General features: G+C 39.8%; 17 protein-coding genes and 1 pseudogene. 9 read left to right on the top strand and 9 right to left on the bottom strand.

The window, feature by feature from the left end; all coding sequences use genetic code 11:
* Positions 1-35: 35 nt before the first annotated feature.
* From ACNKXS_RS05790 to ACNKXS_RS05765, 6 genes are read left to right on the top strand one after another with little or no spacing between them, the layout of a single operon-like run.
* Positions 36-914, top strand: a complete 879-nt coding sequence (locus ACNKXS_RS05790; protein WP_295178636.1) for a cell division protein FtsX — start codon at positions 36-38, stop codon at positions 912-914.
* Between the two features lie 3 nt (positions 915-917).
* Positions 918-1,181 carry a DUF3098 domain-containing protein gene (locus tag ACNKXS_RS05785; RefSeq protein WP_026914657.1) on the top strand — a complete coding sequence of 88 codons (264 nt, stop codon included), beginning with the start codon at positions 918-920 and terminating at the stop codon, positions 1,179-1,181.
* Positions 1,182-1,187: 6 nt separating this feature from the next.
* Positions 1,188-1,982: an undecaprenyl-diphosphate phosphatase gene (locus ACNKXS_RS05780; RefSeq protein WP_417920017.1), complete on the top strand. Its 795-nt coding sequence runs from the start codon at positions 1,188-1,190 to the stop codon at positions 1,980-1,982.
* Positions 1,972-2,688 (top strand): tRNA pseudouridine(55) synthase TruB, encoded by a 717-nt coding sequence (truB, locus tag ACNKXS_RS05775; protein WP_417920016.1) that lies wholly within the window; start codon positions 1,972-1,974, stop codon positions 2,686-2,688. The genes ACNKXS_RS05780 and truB overlap by 11 nt, the downstream gene beginning before the upstream one ends.
* Positions 2,689-2,709: 21 nt before the next feature.
* The gene (locus tag ACNKXS_RS05770; protein ID WP_417920015.1) at positions 2,710-3,423 is read left to right on the top strand and encodes a hypothetical protein; all 714 of its coding nucleotides are present in this window, start codon (positions 2,710-2,712) and stop codon (positions 3,421-3,423) included.
* A 3-nt stretch (positions 3,424-3,426) separates the two neighbouring features.
* Positions 3,427-4,020 (top strand): DNA-3-methyladenine glycosylase I, encoded by a 594-nt coding sequence (locus tag ACNKXS_RS05765; protein ID WP_417920014.1) that lies wholly within the window; start codon positions 3,427-3,429, stop codon positions 4,018-4,020.
* A gap of 13 nt (positions 4,021-4,033) precedes the next feature.
* Here the strand turns inward: ACNKXS_RS05765 and aat are convergent, their stop codons facing one another.
* The 3 genes from aat to ACNKXS_RS05750 form a co-directional block, all read right to left on the bottom strand.
* Complete coding sequence (aat, locus tag ACNKXS_RS05760) at positions 4,034-4,672, bottom strand: leucyl/phenylalanyl-tRNA--protein transferase (protein WP_417920013.1); 639 nt, start codon at positions 4,670-4,672, stop codon at positions 4,034-4,036.
* Between the two features lie 78 nt (positions 4,673-4,750).
* Positions 4,751-5,122, bottom strand: a complete 372-nt coding sequence (locus ACNKXS_RS05755) for a DUF3127 domain-containing protein (protein WP_295178663.1) — start codon at positions 5,120-5,122, stop codon at positions 4,751-4,753.
* Between the two features lie 7 nt (positions 5,123-5,129).
* Positions 5,130-6,002 (bottom strand): flavin reductase family protein, encoded by an 873-nt coding sequence (locus ACNKXS_RS05750; RefSeq protein WP_417920012.1) that lies wholly within the window; start codon positions 6,000-6,002, stop codon positions 5,130-5,132.
* Between the two features lie 112 nt (positions 6,003-6,114).
* Here ACNKXS_RS05750 and ACNKXS_RS05745 point away from each other — a divergent pair, with 112 nt between their 5' ends.
* Positions 6,115-7,263 carry a sensor histidine kinase gene (locus ACNKXS_RS05745; RefSeq protein ID WP_298526619.1) on the top strand — a complete coding sequence of 383 codons (1,149 nt, stop codon included), beginning with the start codon at positions 6,115-6,117 and terminating at the stop codon, positions 7,261-7,263.
* Here ACNKXS_RS05745 and ACNKXS_RS05740 read toward each other — a convergent pair.
* The 3 genes from ACNKXS_RS05740 to greA form a co-directional block, all read right to left on the bottom strand.
* Positions 7,260-7,673 (bottom strand): acyl-CoA thioesterase, encoded by a 414-nt coding sequence (locus tag ACNKXS_RS05740; RefSeq protein WP_417920011.1) that lies wholly within the window; start codon positions 7,671-7,673, stop codon positions 7,260-7,262. The two genes, ACNKXS_RS05745 and ACNKXS_RS05740, sit on opposite strands and share 4 nt — an antisense overlap.
* The gene (locus ACNKXS_RS05735; protein WP_295178679.1) at positions 7,670-8,065 is read right to left on the bottom strand and encodes an HIT family protein; all 396 of its coding nucleotides are present in this window, start codon (positions 8,063-8,065) and stop codon (positions 7,670-7,672) included. Before ACNKXS_RS05735 ends, ACNKXS_RS05740 begins: the two co-directional genes overlap by 4 nt.
* A gap of 101 nt (positions 8,066-8,166) precedes the next feature.
* Entirely contained in the window at positions 8,167-8,643 is a 477-nt protein-coding gene (greA, locus tag ACNKXS_RS05730) for a transcription elongation factor GreA (protein WP_299152314.1), read from the bottom strand.
* Between the two features lie 249 nt (positions 8,644-8,892).
* Here greA and ACNKXS_RS05725 point away from each other — a divergent pair, with 249 nt between their 5' ends.
* Positions 8,893-9,321 carry a Rieske (2Fe-2S) protein gene (locus ACNKXS_RS05725; RefSeq protein WP_295178685.1) on the top strand — a complete coding sequence of 143 codons (429 nt, stop codon included), beginning with the start codon at positions 8,893-8,895 and terminating at the stop codon, positions 9,319-9,321.
* A gap of 67 nt (positions 9,322-9,388) precedes the next feature.
* Here the strand turns inward: ACNKXS_RS05725 and ACNKXS_RS05720 are convergent, their stop codons facing one another.
* The gene (locus tag ACNKXS_RS05720; RefSeq protein WP_417920010.1) at positions 9,389-11,770 is read right to left on the bottom strand and encodes a TonB-dependent receptor; all 2,382 of its coding nucleotides are present in this window, start codon (positions 11,768-11,770) and stop codon (positions 9,389-9,391) included.
* A gap of 280 nt (positions 11,771-12,050) precedes the next feature.
* Here ACNKXS_RS05720 and ACNKXS_RS05715 point away from each other — a divergent pair, with 280 nt between their 5' ends.
* Positions 12,051-14,486, top strand: a complete 2,436-nt coding sequence (locus ACNKXS_RS05715; RefSeq protein ID WP_417920009.1) for a hybrid sensor histidine kinase/response regulator — start codon at positions 12,051-12,053, stop codon at positions 14,484-14,486.
* Here the strand turns inward: ACNKXS_RS05715 and ACNKXS_RS05710 are convergent.
* A complete protein-coding gene (locus ACNKXS_RS05710) occupies positions 14,476-15,834 on the bottom strand; it encodes a sigma-54-dependent transcriptional regulator (RefSeq protein WP_417920008.1) in 1,359 nt (452 codons plus the stop codon). The two genes, ACNKXS_RS05715 and ACNKXS_RS05710, sit on opposite strands and share 11 nt — an antisense overlap.
* A 315-nt stretch (positions 15,835-16,149) precedes the next feature.
* Positions 16,150-16,367, bottom strand: a pseudogene (locus ACNKXS_RS05705) (hypothetical protein); the annotation flags it as partial.

Raw genomic sequence — 16,367 nt, 5'->3', positions numbered from 1 at the left:
CTTTCTTATTTTTACAAAAAATCTGAAGTCTCTATATGACCACATCTTTTGAAAGGTATCAAAAACGCCGACTCATATCCTCCTATTTCTCTGTTGTGATTAGTATTGCACTGGTTTTATTTCTCTTGGGAATGCTGGGACTTTTGGTTTTGAACACCAAGAAAGTGGCAGATCATTTCAAAGAACAGATAGCGCTTACCGTATATTTAAAAGATACCGCCAAGGAAGTAGAGATCGAACAATTGAAGAAGAGCCTGGCGATGGCAGATTATACTAAGACTACCACCTATGTAAGCAAGGAAGATGCAGCTGCTGCCCATAGCGAAGAAATAGGGGAAGACTTCATGGAATTCCTTGGCTATAATCCACTGCAGAATTCTATTGATGTCTATATGAATGCCGATTTCGTTTCTTCGGAACAGGTTGATGAAATCGCAGCAGATCTTACTTCCAAAAATTTTGTAGATGAGGTCGTATATGATAAACCGCTAATCGCCTTATTGAATGATAATGTCAAGAAAATAAGTCTTTGGGTATTGATTGCCAGTACGGTTTTCACATTTATCGCAGTCCTGCTCATAAACTCTAGTATCAGGCTCGCTGTGTATTCAAAAAGATTTATCATCAAGACCATGCAAATGGTAGGCGCTACCAAAGGTTTTATACGCAGACCTTTTATCTGGCAAAGTGTAAAATTGGGTCTTATCGGGGCGATTCTAGCTCTTATTGGAATGGCCGCAGTGCTATTCTATCTCAACAACAGTTTTCAGGAATTGAATCTTCTGGGAGATGTAAAAATGCTTGTAATACTATTCTCTGGAATTTTCCTTATGGGTATAGTCATTACCTGGATAAGCACATATTTTGCGACATCTCGTTTTCTGAATCTTAAAACAGATGAACTTTATTATTAGACCATGAAAAAAGAGAAAGAAATTCACCAGGGAGGAAGTTTTAATACCGGATTCGTTTTCGGGAAAAGAAACTATATGTTCATGTTCATTGGTCTTGCTGTGATCGCACTTGGCTTTATACTCATGTCTGGTGGTGGTAGCGAAGATCCGAACGAATTTAATGATGCTATTTACAACTTTCAACGCATAAGACTTGCACCAACCCTCGTTCTAATTGGCTTTGCGATCGAAGTCTATGCCATCCTGTTGAACCCACATAAAAAATAATCGAATTTGGATCTATTAGATGCGGTGATCCTAGGGATCATCCAGGGACTTACTGAATTTTTACCAGTTTCCTCAAGCGGACATTTAGAATTAGGAAAAGCAATTCTTGGGGATACCAGTGTACCTGAAGAATCACTATTATTTACCGTGGTACTCCATTTTGCTACCGCATTAAGCACCCTTGTAATTTTCAGAAAAGATGTTCTTGAAATATTCACAGGTCTATTCAGTTTTAAATGGAACGAAGAAACCCAGTTTTCATTAAAGATCATTATTTCTATGCTTCCTGCTGTAATTGTAGGATTACTATTTGAAGAACAGCTTGAAGCTCTTTTTGGAGGAAATATATTGTTCGTTGGATTTATGCTTCTTGTGACTGCATTGCTTTTATGGCTTGCAGATAAAGCTAAAGATACCGGGAAAAAAGTAAGCTATTCTAATGCGTTCGTAATTGGAGTAGCCCAGGCGATCGCTATGCTCCCAGGAATTTCAAGAAGTGGTGCAACCATTTCCACTTCTGTTTTGCTTGGAAACGACAAAACGAAAGCTGCAAGATTTTCATTCCTAATGGTAGTACCTCTTATCTTCGGAAAGATCGCAAAGGATCTTTTAGGAGGAGAATTAACTTCCAGTTCCACAGACCTGACGGCCCTTGCAGTAGGTTTCATAGCGGCTTTTATCGCCGGTTTGGTTGCCTGCACCTGGATGATCACGCTCGTTAGAAAAAGCAAGCTCTCCTGGTTTGCCATCTATTGTTTTGTAGTGGGAATCGCAGCGATTATTTTTGCCTATGCTCAATAAACAAATTACTGCGGAAGAATTCAAAGCCGGACAGGTACTGCTTTTTGACAAACCTTTGAACTGGACCTCTTTCCAGCTGGTGAACAAAGTAAGATGGCTCATTAGAAGAAGTTGTAATATCAAGAAAATCAAAGTTGGTCATGCTGGAACTTTAGATCCGCTAGCTACTGGACTATTGATTATTTGTACAGGAAAGTTTACCAAAACCATTCCCGATCTACAGGGACAGATCAAAGAATATACTGGAACCATTAGTCTCGGTGCAACGACACCTTCTTTTGATCTCGAAACCGAATTTGATGCTACTTTTGAAACTTCCCATATTACTGAAGCAAAGTTGCTGGAAACCTGTAAAAAATTTATTGGAAAGATCGAACAGACACCACCGGTTTTTTCAGCTTTGAAAAAGGATGGAAAGCGACTTTACGAATACGCCCGGGAAGGTGAGCATGTTGAAGTCAAAAAACGAGAGATCGAAATAAACGCTTTTGATATCGACTCTGGTAAATTTCCAGATATAGATTTCAGAGTAGTTTGTAGTAAAGGAACATACATTCGCAGCCTGGCTCACGAATTCGGGATGGCTTTAGACAGTGGAGCACATCTTTCAGCTTTAAGAAGAACCGGTATTGGGGAGTATTCCGTAGAAAATGCGATGGATATTGAATCTTTCGAAAAATTCTTACCTTCACGGGAGAACATTTAAGATAGAGGGAACTCTAATCCCATGGATTTTTTCGACAAACACAAAGCTCTTATTATTACTTCGCTGCTATTTGCTGTGCTATTCCTGGCGCTGTACAATCTCAACATGGCCAACAAGAAAAAAGCAGCCGGAGAAATGCTCGTGGATCTTGAACAATTTCAGAAGGAAAAGGCTCCGGAAGAGGAACCTGAAGAACAGGAAACACAACCTCAGCAACAACGAAGAAACATCCAGACCAATAAGGCTTACAATGAAGATAAGGAAGCCCGGGATGCAGACATGAAGAACAAGCTGGACGAAATTTTCAAGAAGAATAGTGCCAGCCAGGAAGCCGAGGAAAGCGAAGACACCCAGGGCGACGGAAACTACCAGGTTAATAAGAAAACTGCTGAGAGGAAGAAAGATGCTTCGAACGGTGATGATTCCTCTGAAGAGAGCTCACAAAAATCGGCAGTGTATGATTATAGCAGTATATCATTCTCCTTACAGGGCCGCCGTGCAGTTAAGATTCCGAATCCTGTTTATACCTGTGACGTCGCAGGTAAGATCGTGATCAACATTAGTGTGGATGCGAACGGATATGTTATTGACACCAGCCTGAATAAAGGTAGTTCTACATCAGGCAATGAGTGTCTTGTTGAAAGAGCGATGGAATATGCGGCAGGCGCAAGGTTTAGTAAGCTTGCCGGCAGGAACGAGCAGCCAGGGACCATCACCTATTATTTTAGATCTTAGAAAATGGCAGAACCAAAACGATGTGGCTGGTGTGAAGGAGATGCGCTCTATGAAGCTTATCATGACCAGGAATGGGGAGTTCCGGTTCTTGATGACCAAAATTTATTTGAATTTCTTAGCCTTGAAACCTTTCAGGCGGGATTGAGCTGGATCACAGTATTAAGAAAAAGGCAGAATTTCAGGGAAGCGTTTGATGCTTTCGATTATAGAAAGATCGCTTTGTATAAAGAACCTAAGATCATGGAACTAATGGAAAATACCGGAATCATCAGGAACCAATTGAAAATTAGAGCCACCGTGAATAATGCACAACAATTCATCAAAATTCATGATGATTTTGGCAGTTTTAGTAGGTATATCTGGAACTTCGTGGATGGTACTCCAATACAGAATAAAGTGATTAATTATAGGGAAGTACCTGCGACCACGACTATCAGCGACAAGTTATCAAAAGACCTGAAGAAACGCGGTTTTAAGTTTACCGGCTCCACGGTAATCTATGCACATATGCAAGCAACCGGAATGGTGAATGATCATGAAATCGATTGTTTTCGTTATGATGAGATCAGGAAACTTGGTGAAAAGATGAAAACTTAGAAACTATTAGTTGCTACTTTAGATAACTAAGAAACTCTTCTCTCGGGATCTCCTGTGCTCCCAGGCTGGCAAGATGATCTGTATACACCTGGCAGTCTATTAGACGTACGCCTTCTTCCTGAAGTTTTTGAACCATTTTTATAAACCCAAACTTGGAAGCATTGCTCACATTGGCAAACATACTTTCACCGCAGAATAATTTTTTCTCCCGAAGATAAATTCCGTATAAACCTCCAACCAGATTATTCTCATCCCATACTTCAGCTGAAATGGCTATTCCCATTCGGTGTAACTGCAAGTAAGATCTCTTGATTTCAGGAGTGATCCAGGTACCATCCTGATCTTTTCTGAAAACTTTTCCGCAGTGATCAATGACCGCCTCAAAATCCTGATTGAAAGTGACCTGAAATTTGTTTTTATTCAGGTAAGGACGCATACTTTTGGAAATCTTCAGCTCTTCAGGAAACAGCACCATTCTGGGATCTGGTGACCACCATAAAACAGGCTGCCCTTCACTATACCATGGAAAGATCCCTAAGTGATAGGCCTCCAGTATTCGATCAATACTGAGTTCCCGCGTGACTGCAAGAAAACCATCTTCATCTGCCAGCTCTACTGGAGGAAATTTTTGTCCCGGACCTATAAAATACACCTACTCAAAATTGTTTGATGAAATTAAAAAAGTCCGATGAAATAATCACCGGACTTTTAATTTTTATAAGACTTCTCCTTAGAAAGGTAGATCGTCGTAATCCTCTTCGTTCAAATCACTTGCTGGCTCGAACTGGTCTGGTGGCGGCACATTACCTCCAGATGGCTGTTGCGCGGCAAGGTTCTCAATTCTCCAACCCTGTACAGAATTAAAGTATTTAGTTTCCCCTTGTGGACTCACCCATTCTCTACCTCTAAGGTTGATACCAACCTTTACTGGCTGACCTACCTTAAAAGCATCCAGAAGACTACATTTATCCTGAACGAATTCGATCATGATATGCTGAGGATATTGCTCCTCTGTCGTCACAACCATTTCTCTCTTCTGAAATCCATTATTTCCGAAGGTCTTTGTATCTCCTATTAACTTGATTTTTCCCTGTACTTCCATTTTATCTCTATTTTGCTAATAATATTTTCCAGGCTTTCATTGGCTCATCCTGGTCAAGATAGCGCTGCGCCTGTTTATGAATTTTATCCTGATCCTTTTTTTCAACTAATTCAGCTACTCCAGCTTCGTGCTTCTTAAAATTCTGAATTTCGGCTTCATCTGGCAAGGATTCTACATTTCCAAGTTTCCCAAGATCGTTACCAGTTAGAACTTTACTGTTTCTGATCTCTTCCGGCATTGCATCGACACCAATTCCTAAAGTTGAAAGCGGTTTTGGAACTTCGAACATTCCCGTTCTGGCTCTTGAATACCAATTGCCACCCATACGGGCTACCTGGTCTATCTTATACTGATCAATATAACCGTTTTCATCCAGAACTTCTTCCTTCACATGGATCTTGACCACGTGACAGATCACAAGATTTCCCGCTCCACCTTCAGTCCCGGTTTCTATGATATCAACGATCTTACATTCCATTTGGACCGGAGATTCTGCAACACGAAATGGCTTCACCAGATCAGATTTTAGCATTGTAAGCCCGGCTTTCTCGAACTCATTTACACCTTCCCCATACTCCGTACTGGAAAGTGACATTTGCTGAACAATGTCGTAATTTACCACATTGATGACCACCTCATCTACTTTTTTTGCATTCTCAAAAGTATGCTTGGTCGTATTGTCCCGTCCCCGTCTTGCAGGAGAAAAAATAAGAACCGGAGGATTTGCGCCAAAAACATTGAAAAAACTAAAAGGAGATAAATTTGGTTTCCCCTCCTCGTCTATGGTACTTGCAAAAGCAATAGGTCTTGGTCCAATAGACCCAAGTAAATACTGATGTAATTTACCTGTTCCTATATCTTTTGGCTCTATACTGAACATATACTTTATTTTCGCCAAAGATAAAGAAATGTAGAGGGAATGAAAAGCCAAAGCATTACAATAAAAATCATTTTAAAACGCTTATATTTATTCTATAAAGCCGTAGTAATACATGAATCTACCCGACGAACGCAGCTTTAATCGCTGGTTTATCATTCTTTCCTGTCTTGTGGTTACCGCGTTGGTCCTTTGGAACACCAGCATCTTTTTTCAACGGCTTAAGGAAGACGAAAGAGCTAAAATGAATATCTGGGCCCAGGCGCAGGAAGAACTAAGTGCCGCTCCTGAAGATGCTGATCTTAGCCTCATCCTTGAGATCCTGAACAATAATACCACGATACCCATCATACACACCAATGAGGATGGAGCGATCGCATACACCACGAATATTGACCCGGTGATCCTGGAAGATCGTGAAAGATTGGAGGGATATCTAATTGAGTTAAAAGAAGAGAATGAACCAATCGCCGTAGATCTTGGAGAAGGGCAGATCCAGAATTTATACTACGGAAATTCACCCGCACTTAATAAACTCAAATACTACCCTATTGGGCTTACGCTTATAGGCTTTCTATTTATTGGGGTCGTTTACTTCTTTTATACCACTACAAAGAATAGTGAACAGAATAAGTTGTGGGCGGGTATGGCCAAGGAAACCGCCCATCAAATCGGTACTCCGCTTAGCTCATTAATTGGCTGGACTGAAATTTTAAAATCTGAAGATGTGGATCCTTCTTATATCAAGGAGATGGAAAAGGATATTGACCGCTTACAAACAATTACTGAGAGATTTTCAAAAATTGGCTCTGCACCAAACTTAAAGGAGATAAACATTGTAGAAGCTACCCGCGAAAGTTTTGACTACCTGAAATTGAGAAGTTCCAATCTTATTGATTTCAGCATACAAACTCCAAGGCAACCAATCTGGGTTATGCTCAACGAACAATTGTATAGCTGGACCATAGAAAACCTGGTCAAGAATGCGATAGATGCCATGCGTGGAAAAGGAGAACTCTTGATCGAGATCAAGCAGGATATGAAGCAGGCACATATCTATATTACAGATACCGGAAAAGGAATAGACAAGAACAAATTTAAAGTGATCTTCGAGCCTGGACAAACCACCAAAAAACGCGGTTGGGGACTCGGTTTATCCTTAGCCAGAAGAATTATAGAGGAATATCACCAGGGTAAGATCAAGGTTGCTAAAAGTGAGCTTGGGAAAGGCACGACTTTCCAGATAAGTCTCAAAAAGATCTAATACTGGCTTATATTTTCTCTTAACCAAACTGGAACCGGGAAAGTGCAGTTCTTATCGAAATCATAACAGACTACTGTGTCCAGACCTTCAGCACAGATCTGATCCTCATTGTTCATTATCAAGTGGCTTAGAGAGAAACTGCTATTCCCTACCTTATCAAGTTTGGTTAGAACTCGGGCAACTCCCGGATAATGTAAAGGTCGCTTGAAATCGCAATTCGTAGACACCAGCATGGTTCCCTTATTTGTTTTCTGATAGAACTCGTGGATACCGGTAGACTCCCAGAAATTGACTCTTCCGCTTTGCAGAAAGCGCATGAACGTGATGTTATTCACATGCTGATACATATCCAGATCGCTCCAGTCAATCCTAAGTTCAAGACTCAGTTTATAATCTGCGATTTCTTTCAAAGCTCTACGTTCGCATGAATTTTATCTGCAAGTTCCTGAAATTCCTCTTCAGTCATTTTCACTTTGTTGGAAAAGTTCATTTCATCCATGGTATTTAAAGGAATAAGATGAACATGGGTATGTGGTACCTCAAGTCCAATAACGGCCATTCCCACTCTTTTGCAGGGAACGGTTTTTTCAAGTGCAAGAGCAACACTTCTGGAGAAACGCATTAATTCCTGGTAGATCTCTTCCTCAAGATCCCAGATCTTATCCACTTCCTTCTTCGGAATGCAGAGGGTATGCCCCTTTCCATTAGGATTCACATCGAGAAATGCAAGAAACTGACTGTTCTCTGCTACTTTATAAGCTGGCACTTCTCCTCTAACGATCTTTGTAAATAAGGTTGACATAATATTAGAATGGTTGATTTGCCTTAAAATTAAAAAATCCTTTTCTTAAATCTTAAAAATAAGATGAAAGAAAAGGACTATATTTTAACTGTAGTGAACTATTACTCTCTCCAGATCTCGATTACATCAAAGGTAACTGTACCGTTAGGCACCTGAATTTCAGCAGTATCACCTACTTTTTTACCAAGTAAACCTTTACCAATTGGAGAATCTACAGAGATCTTTCCAGATTTAAGATCGGCTTCGCTTTGTGCGACCAGCTTATAAGTCATTTCTGCTCCGTTGGTCTGGTTTTTAATCTTTACATGCGAGTGCACCAGCACTTTGGAAGTATCCAGTTGAGATTCATCGATCACTCGTGCGTTAGCCATAACTTCTTCCAGTTTGGAAATTTTCAATTCCAATAATCCCTGGGCTTCCTTGGCAGCATCATATTCAGCGTTTTCACTAAGGTCTCCCTTATCTCTCGCTTCACCAATTGCATTTGATGCCTTTGGTCTTTCTACATCTTTTAAGTGGTTGAGCTCATCTCTGAGTTTTTTCAAGCCTTCAGGGGTGTAATAAGATACTTTACTCATAACTTTATCGTTTTAAAATTCCGCGGAAATAACCATGGTTAGATTGCGGAATTAATAGCTTAATGATCTGGTAATTTTTATGGTTCCACGACGTGGAAAAGCCCGGATCTACAAATTTTTAGTGCTCCGGGTTCAAACTATTACATTATTAATTAAAAAAATCCCATGAATAACGGGATTTCTTTGAACAAATGTAAGAAATTTAATCTTTTGGAGCAATTATATTATTTTCGCCTCAATACAATTTACATGAAGAAACTACTAAGTCTATTGACTGTTTATGTACTACTTACAGCCTGTTCCGGGTCTGATGATTCCTTTAATAACAACCCAAATCTTGCCGATCTAAATTTCAGGTTTCAGGTGAATTTATCTTTACCTGAATATAACAATCTGCAGTTTCCAGGAAACGCTTACGCAACCTACAATTATGGAGTGAAAGGTGTGGTTATATACAATATCAACAACGATCAATTTGTCGCTTTTGAACTAAGTGATCCAAATCACCCGCCAAGATCCTGTTCTGCCATGACCCTGAATGGAGTGATCGCAAATTGTAACTGTGATGATAATTCTTATAATGTGATCACAGGACAACTTTCAGAAGGAGAAGGTGAATATGGTATGAAACCATATAGAGTTGAGCGGTCTGGCAACGTACTGCAGATCTTCAACTAAAAAAAAAGCCTTCTCTTCAAACCCCTACAATTTGAAAAGAAGGCTGCAAAAATGCATTAAAGTTGATTTAGAACTTCAATGTAAGGCCAAGTAAGAAGTTTGTTGTTGCCTGTGGATAATATCCGGCTCCGTCAAAGGTTTGCACTCCAGATGGATTAGTATCGCTGGAAATATCATAGGTGTAATAATACCCGTTAGACACATATTCTTCTCCAAATATATTATTTACCAATCCTGTAAGCACGATCTCACGGAACATCCAGGCCTTATCCCAGGTGTATTGAACATTAAAATCGTTCACAAAATAGCTCTCCAGTTTAGAATTTTCTGCTTCCACGTTACTCATAAACTGCTCCCCAACATATTTAGAGAGAAATTTAAGTTCCAGCCCGTTAACCGGTGAATATTCCAGCATATTCGCGGCAACGATTTCTGGTGAATAAGAAATATCTGTATCTCCATAGACTACCAGTTCTCCATCGAAAGGAGAAACAAAGTCCACATTCTTATTCCGGCTTAAGGCAACATTTGGTCGAATATTAAAATTGTCTGTCACTCTAACTGTTGCATCTAACTCTAGTCCCAGTCGGTAAGAATTTCCGCTATTCTGGCGAATAAACGCCCCAACATCATCAAGACCACCGGTAAGCACCAGCTGATTTTGATAATCCATATAATAAAGGTTAGTGTTCAAAACGAAATTGGTACTTTGATGTCTCCATCCAAGTTCAAAATCATTCAATTCCTCAGGTTCCGGATCTCCATTTTCGTAATCGCCACGACTTGGCTCACGATGAGCACGCGCGTAAGATAGGTAGAACTGGTCACCTTCATTTAGTTGATAGGTTAACCCAGCCTTCGGATTAAAGAAACTAAAGTTATCATCGTTTAAAAATCGGGTCTGGTCATCCAGAAGTCCATCGGTTTCATAGTTCACGGTTCTTAACTGAAGATCTAAATAACCTCCAAGTTTTTCAGTAATTGCAAAGTTTGCTTTTCCGTAGATATTGAAGTCGGTTTTATCTGCCTGGTTGAAATAGTATGGTGCGTAAGGGTCATTATTTCTCGCAAATCTGGTATAGATCACCTCGCCATAATGATCACCTTCATATTTGTTCCATCCTCCACCAAGAGTAAGATCCCAATTTGTATTCTCATAATTCACGCTAAAAACAGTTCCGTAGAAATTATTATCCAGCCATTTGGTTCCTACAAGATCTGAAGATGAAATTTCCTCTCCATTAGACATGAATAAGGGAAGACCAAATTCCTGAAGATCGGCATCTTCTTCATATTCCTCATAATATCCACGACCATAGGTATAGTGCAGGGCAAGGTTTGTAGACCAGTTAGATCCAAAATCCTGGTTCCATAGTAACTGGTAATGATCCTGTTTATAATTATCTGTCTGCCCGTCATAGAACTTCGTATTCCCATCCTCATCGGTATAGATTCCTGCCGGATTGAAAGTGCGGTCATTTTCTAGTGTTTCAGCATCGATACCATACCAGGCCTGATATGTTCTTTCGCTACCACCAAATGTAAGTGCTTTAATAAGTGTGTTATCATCTACAAAAGATCCTTGAAGAAAGTATGATTTCAAATCGCTACTTGCACGGTCTATATAACCATCACTTCTAATTTTTGAAGCACGTCCCGTAAAACTGAAATGATCATTAATAAGACCAGTGCTAAATTTGACAGTATGCTTAAATGTATTGTAAGAGCCGATACTGTTCGCGATCTCACCCTGAGCTTCTTCTTTGTAAGCATCTGTAAGGATGTTAAGACTAGCACCAAAGGCTCCGGCTCCATTGGTGGATGTTCCCACACCACGCTGTAGCTGTAAATTTTCTACGGAAGAAGCAAAATCTCCCAGGTTCACCCAGAAAGTTCCCTGACTTTCAGAATCGTTATATGGCACGCCGTTAATGGTTACATTCACCCTGGTAGCATCACTACCACGAACACGAATTCCCGTGTAACCAACCCCATTCCCGGCATCGGTTGTGGTAACCACATTGGGCATATAGCTCATAAGTACTGGGATATCCTGTCCAAGATTCCTGTCGGCAATTTCTTCGTTGCTTAAATTGCTATAGGTAATTGGAGATTCATCGGTCACCCTTACAGAGGATAAAAATACTTCATCCAGAGATTCCTGCGCTCCGGCAAGATCAATATTTAAAGTTGTGTCTCCGGTTAGATTTACAGTTCTATTTCTCTGATTTCCGAAGGAGAAGATAAGCGTATAATTTCCTTCTGAAAGTTGAAGCTCATAATAACCATTTTCGTTGGTTAAAGTTCCAGAGCCTGTGCTTTGCAGATAAACTGAAGCTCCATCGATAGGATTTCCATTTTCAGTTACGATACCACTAAGTTTGTAATCCTGTGCATAGGCCTGAAGAGAAATTGCCAGCAGCGCCACAAAAGATAATAAATGTTTCATTCGCAAAATTTTCTACGAATAAAAGGGGCAATTATTCTTTCTTGATTTAGTTATAAAATAAAAAATCCTGAGATCACCAACATGGTAATAACAGGAGTACATACATCGCACTTTCATGCGTATCCCTTGGCAGCATTACCTGCCCAGGTTCATTGGGTATGATCTCAGCCCGTAAAGGCACCCCTTATGAGATTATGCCGCAAATGTAATATGCTTTTTTAGAAATGCAATACATTTGAAGAAAATTGGGAATAAAGATTTTTAAGCACACAGGAAATTTATGCTAAATACGAAACGCTCTTTAACAGTAAAGGTTGTTGCAGGATATGTGATTGTTTCCATTCTCGCCGGGCTTGCCGTCTGGTATATTTATAACCAGGTGCTCACCTATTCTGAAATTGCCCAGACAAATACTGAAAATACACAACAGCTCATCCTGGTATCCGAGATTTCCACCAACCTCAATGAATCTGAAAATACAAGCCGGCGTTTGATACAAACCGGGAATGAGGAAGAGCTACAGCTTTACAATACTCAAATTGCTAGTATTAAATCCAAGATCGATGAACTGGAGAAAAGTTATACTGAGCTTGATTTTGAAGATGAAGCCGACAGTATCTACCAACTTCTGGAACAAAAAACAGAAAACCTGAAGGAACTGGTTGCTTTACGAGATACCGACAGGAATACCAATTATTACCGGAAAGCACTTGGAGAACTTCGGAATATTGACCAGTCTTTTCAGGATTACAATTACGAGAACAGATTCAGAAATTTAAAATCTTACCAGAAGGATGTGCTGGTAAAGTGGCTGGAATATTCAAGAGAAGATAATGCCGAAAATATTACTACTCAACGTTTGGATTCGCTGGTTAGATCTGTAAAGAGAGTACTAACCGACCTTGAATTCGCTAACCGACAGTTTCAAAATGAGGTGGTTCAGAAGGAAAATGAGTTGCTTAATAATGACATGATTCTGAATCAGCAATTACAGGAATTGCTATCTAATTTAGAGAAAACGGAACGGGAAAATTCCCTAGAACGTGCAGAGACATTCCAGAATATGCTGGACAAAACTTCCACGATCATTCTAATTGGGAGCTGTATAATCATCCTGATCATTCTCTATTTTATCATCAATATTATTGGTGATATCACCAGAAGTCAGCGTTACAGGGTGCAGCTGGAAGAAGCCAAGAATTTTGCAGAATCATTACTGGCCAGCAGGGAACAGTTCATGGCCGCGATCACTCACGATCTGCGTAGCCCATTGACCACCGTGATGGGATATACAGATCTTATACAAAAAACTGATCTTGATGAAAAGCAGGCATATTACTTAAAGCAGATCAAAAAATCTTCAGAATTTATTCTCAGACTGGTCAATGATCTACTGGATCTCTCTAAGCTTGAAGCGGGAAAAATGCTGATAGAAAAACTCGCATTTCTGCCCGAAAAACTCATCGAGGATACTGTAAATAATATCATTCCTGCGGAAAGAACCAAGAATGTTTCCATTGAGATGAATGTTGCTCCGGAAGCGCAGGTACAGCTGGTAAGCGATCCATTCCGGATAAAACAGATCCTGGCAAACCTGATCTCCAATGCCTGGAAATTCACTGAAGAAGGAAGCATTGTCATCGCTGCAAGTCTCGTAAAACCAAAGAAGAATCAGGAAATTCTTGAACTAAGAGTCAGGGATTCAGGTATCGGAATTTCTAAAGAAAAACAGGATAGTATTTTCGAGGAATTCTCCCAGGAAGATAATAGCATTGAAAAGAAATTTGGCGGCACCGGTCTAGGCCTGGCCATAACCAGAAGACTGGCACATTTGTTAGAAGGTGATATAAGAGTAGAAAGTGAACCCGGAGAAGGAAGTGAATTTATCATTAACATTCCTGTAGAAAAATACCAGTCTACCAATGAAGTGCTCGAAGAATCTGCTGATATTATTGCAGAAAAAAATTATGCTGCTTCAGGATTAAAGGCGCTGGTAGTAGATGACGAACCTGGACAATTATCCCTTACCGTAGAACTATCCAGAGCTATGGGATTCGAAATTGATACGGCGGCAAATGGTAAGATCGCGCTGGAAAAGATAAATGGGAAAGAATATGATCTTATTCTTACCGATATTCAAATGCCAGTGCTGGATGGTTTTGAACTAATTAAGACTATTCGCGGTACCGATGAGATCATGCATCTGCCTGTTATCGCTTTATCGGGTCGTACAGATCTTGAGAAACAAGTCTATATGGATGCCGGTTTCGATGAAAAATTACTTAAACCCTATAAATCTTCAACTTTAAAAGATACCATTGCTGAAGTGCTGGACTTGGAACACAAAGAAACAGTTTCCAGTAATGTACAGGAAGGATCTAAAGAGCTACAAACAGGACTTTACGATCTTTCTGAGATTTATGAATTTGCTGGTAAAGATGATCATGCCTTTAAAGAAATACTTCGGGCCTTTATTGAGGGAACCAGAGAAAGTATGGTTCAGTTAAAATCGGCATGGGAGACTCAGAACGAGGATGAGTTGGGCAAAACTGCTCATAGAATGCTACCAATGCTTAAACAAATGCAGGCACTTACTATCACGCCAGATCTACTAAAACTTGAAGAAAGGAAAAATATAAATGAAACTGAATTCATAAGCCTTCAGGCACAGCTTGAACGGCTAGTAAAAGAGATCGAAGGGAAAATTATAGCTTGATCCCGTACTGCTTCAGCTTATTATAAAGCGTCTTTCTATCTATAGAAAGCATTCTGGCGGCTTTACTTTTATTACCGTCGGTTTTCTCAAGAGCATCAAGAATTAATTGTTCCTCATTCTTATTCTTAAACAAGCCGTAATCATTTTCCGTAGAACGACTGGAAGTTGCGATCTCATGAGGTAAAACTTTTAGCGGAATTAGATCTTCCTGGGTTAGCAGTACGGCTCTTTTCACCATGTTCCGAAGTTCACGAAGATTACCAGGCCAGTTATAATTCTTAAATGCATCTATCGCTTTATCTGTAAAGCCAAGCACATTTTTCTCCAGGTCTTTGTTAGCTTCATCAAGAAAATGATTCGCAAATAGCATCAAATCTTCTTTACGCTCGCGAAGTGCCGGGATCTTTATAGAAAATTCATTAAGTCTATGGTAAAGATCTTCACGAAAATCACCTTCTTTTACTGCATTCGAGAGATCTTCATTAGTTGCTGTTACCACACGAATGTCTACTTCTATCTCATTATTACTACCAACAGGCTTTACACGTCTTTCCTGAAGCGCACGTAATAATTGTACCTGAAGTTCATAACTAAGATTTCCGATCTCATCAAGAAACAAAGTTCCTCCGTTAGCGGCTTCAAAATGACCAGTTTTATCGTTTATCGCGCCAGTAAAGGAACCTTTAATATGACCAAAGAATTCACTGGAAGCGATCTCTTTAGGGATTGCCCCACAATCTACGGCGATAAAAGGCGCATCTCGTCTTTTACTTTCCAGGTGAATGCTTTTCGCGACCTGCTCTTTTCCTGTACCACTTTCACCAGTGATCAAAACCGACATATTTGTTGGGGATACCAGTTCGACATAATCGGCAAGTCTTCGGGAAGGTTCACTAACGCCCTCAACAAGATCAAGTCTTTGTGTTGTTGAACTGGCTTTGCTGGCTTTCTTCACTGGTTTCGAAGCAACTTCTTTTGGCGCTACCACCTTGGTTCGTAGTGCATTTTCTATAGTCTGTAAGATGGATTCTGGTCGAAATGGCTTTGAAACATAATCGAAGGCTCCTTCTTTCATGGCATTTACCGCCATACTTATTTCAGCATAACTGGTCATCACAATAACCTGGGTCGCGGCATCCTTCGTCTTAACTTTTTTCAGGATTTCAAGACCATCATGATCTGGTAGGCGAACATCGGTAAGTACAAGTTCAAAATTGCTTTTTTCAATTTTATTGAATGCTTCTGAAGCAGAAAATACCAGCTCAACTTTATACTCTCTTTTCTCAAGAAAGGTTTTAAGCATAGTACCGAAGGCAACATCGTCTTCAACGACCAGAACTTTAGACATAGAATAACTTTAGTGAGCTGCAAAGGTAAGAATCTTTAACTCATATGGTTTTAAAAGAAAGCATAAAAAAAGAGGCTTTGAAAAAGCCTCTTTAGGTAGCCTGCAAAATTTCAACTTTGCAAGTAACTGGTTTCCATTTGATCAGATCTTCATCGTGAACTTTCAAATTTACAGAAATGGATCTAGTGTTAGTTGTTATGGTTGTTGCATCCGGATGGAGCCGACTGCTACCAATTCTGTAAACTTTAAGTTTTCAATCTTCATAGGTGATCCAATCTGTCTCGAGTTGGGATCTCATATAACAGACAGAACTTTTTAATCAATATCTTCTTCTTTTAGCCAGTTTCCATCAGAATCTATAAAAACTTGCTTTTGCTCGCCTTTTACATCCAGGTTCAGTTTGTAAACCTTAGTTTCATCATCTTTGGTCATTACCCATGCTTCGCTGGCTACTGCGTCAATATAATCTGTCATGACCGCATCTTTGATATTTTGTGGTAAAGAAATCACATCGATAGACTCAAATTCATTTG

It is taken from the genome of Christiangramia marina, from assembly GCF_048285865.1.
Classification (GTDB): Bacteria; Bacteroidota; Bacteroidia; order Flavobacteriales; family Flavobacteriaceae; genus Christiangramia; species Christiangramia marina.
The sequence above is the reverse complement of the archived record's forward strand: the minus strand, read 5'-3'. Positions and strand labels throughout refer to the sequence as shown.

What these genes read in the sequence shown, in the direction of transcription:
- ACNKXS_RS05770 (WP_417920015.1), top strand. Translation starts at nt 2,710, where the DNA reads ATGGATTTTTTCGACAAACACAAAGCTCTTATTATTACTTCGCTGCTA.
- ACNKXS_RS05790 (WP_295178636.1), top strand. Translation starts at nt 36, where the DNA reads ATGACCACATCTTTTGAAAGGTATCAAAAACGCCGACTCATATCCTCC.
- truB (WP_417920016.1), top strand. Translation starts at nt 1,972, where the DNA reads ATGCTCAATAAACAAATTACTGCGGAAGAATTCAAAGCCGGACAGGTA.
- ACNKXS_RS05715 (WP_417920009.1), top strand. Translation starts at nt 12,051, where the DNA reads ATGCTAAATACGAAACGCTCTTTAACAGTAAAGGTTGTTGCAGGATAT.
- ACNKXS_RS05725 (WP_295178685.1), top strand. Translation starts at nt 8,893, where the DNA reads ATGAAGAAACTACTAAGTCTATTGACTGTTTATGTACTACTTACAGCC.
- greA (WP_299152314.1), bottom strand. Translation starts at nt 8,643, where the DNA reads ATGAGTAAAGTATCTTATTACACCCCTGAAGGCTTGAAAAAACTCAGA.
- ACNKXS_RS05785 (WP_026914657.1), top strand. Translation starts at nt 918, where the DNA reads ATGAAAAAAGAGAAAGAAATTCACCAGGGAGGAAGTTTTAATACCGGA.
- ACNKXS_RS05735 (WP_295178679.1), bottom strand. Translation starts at nt 8,065, where the DNA reads ATGTCAACCTTATTTACAAAGATCGTTAGAGGAGAAGTGCCAGCTTAT.
- ACNKXS_RS05745 (WP_298526619.1), top strand. Translation starts at nt 6,115, where the DNA reads ATGAATCTACCCGACGAACGCAGCTTTAATCGCTGGTTTATCATTCTT.
- ACNKXS_RS05710 (WP_417920008.1), bottom strand. Translation starts at nt 15,834, where the DNA reads ATGTCTAAAGTTCTGGTCGTTGAAGACGATGTTGCCTTCGGTACTATG.
- ACNKXS_RS05750 (WP_417920012.1), bottom strand. Translation starts at nt 6,002, where the DNA reads ATGTTCAGTATAGAGCCAAAAGATATAGGAACAGGTAAATTACATCAG.
- ACNKXS_RS05720 (WP_417920010.1), bottom strand. Translation starts at nt 11,770, where the DNA reads ATGAAACATTTATTATCTTTTGTGGCGCTGCTGGCAATTTCTCTTCAG.
- ACNKXS_RS05755 (WP_295178663.1), bottom strand. Translation starts at nt 5,122, where the DNA reads ATGGAAGTACAGGGAAAAATCAAGTTAATAGGAGATACAAAGACCTTC.
- ACNKXS_RS05765 (WP_417920014.1), top strand. Translation starts at nt 3,427, where the DNA reads ATGGCAGAACCAAAACGATGTGGCTGGTGTGAAGGAGATGCGCTCTAT.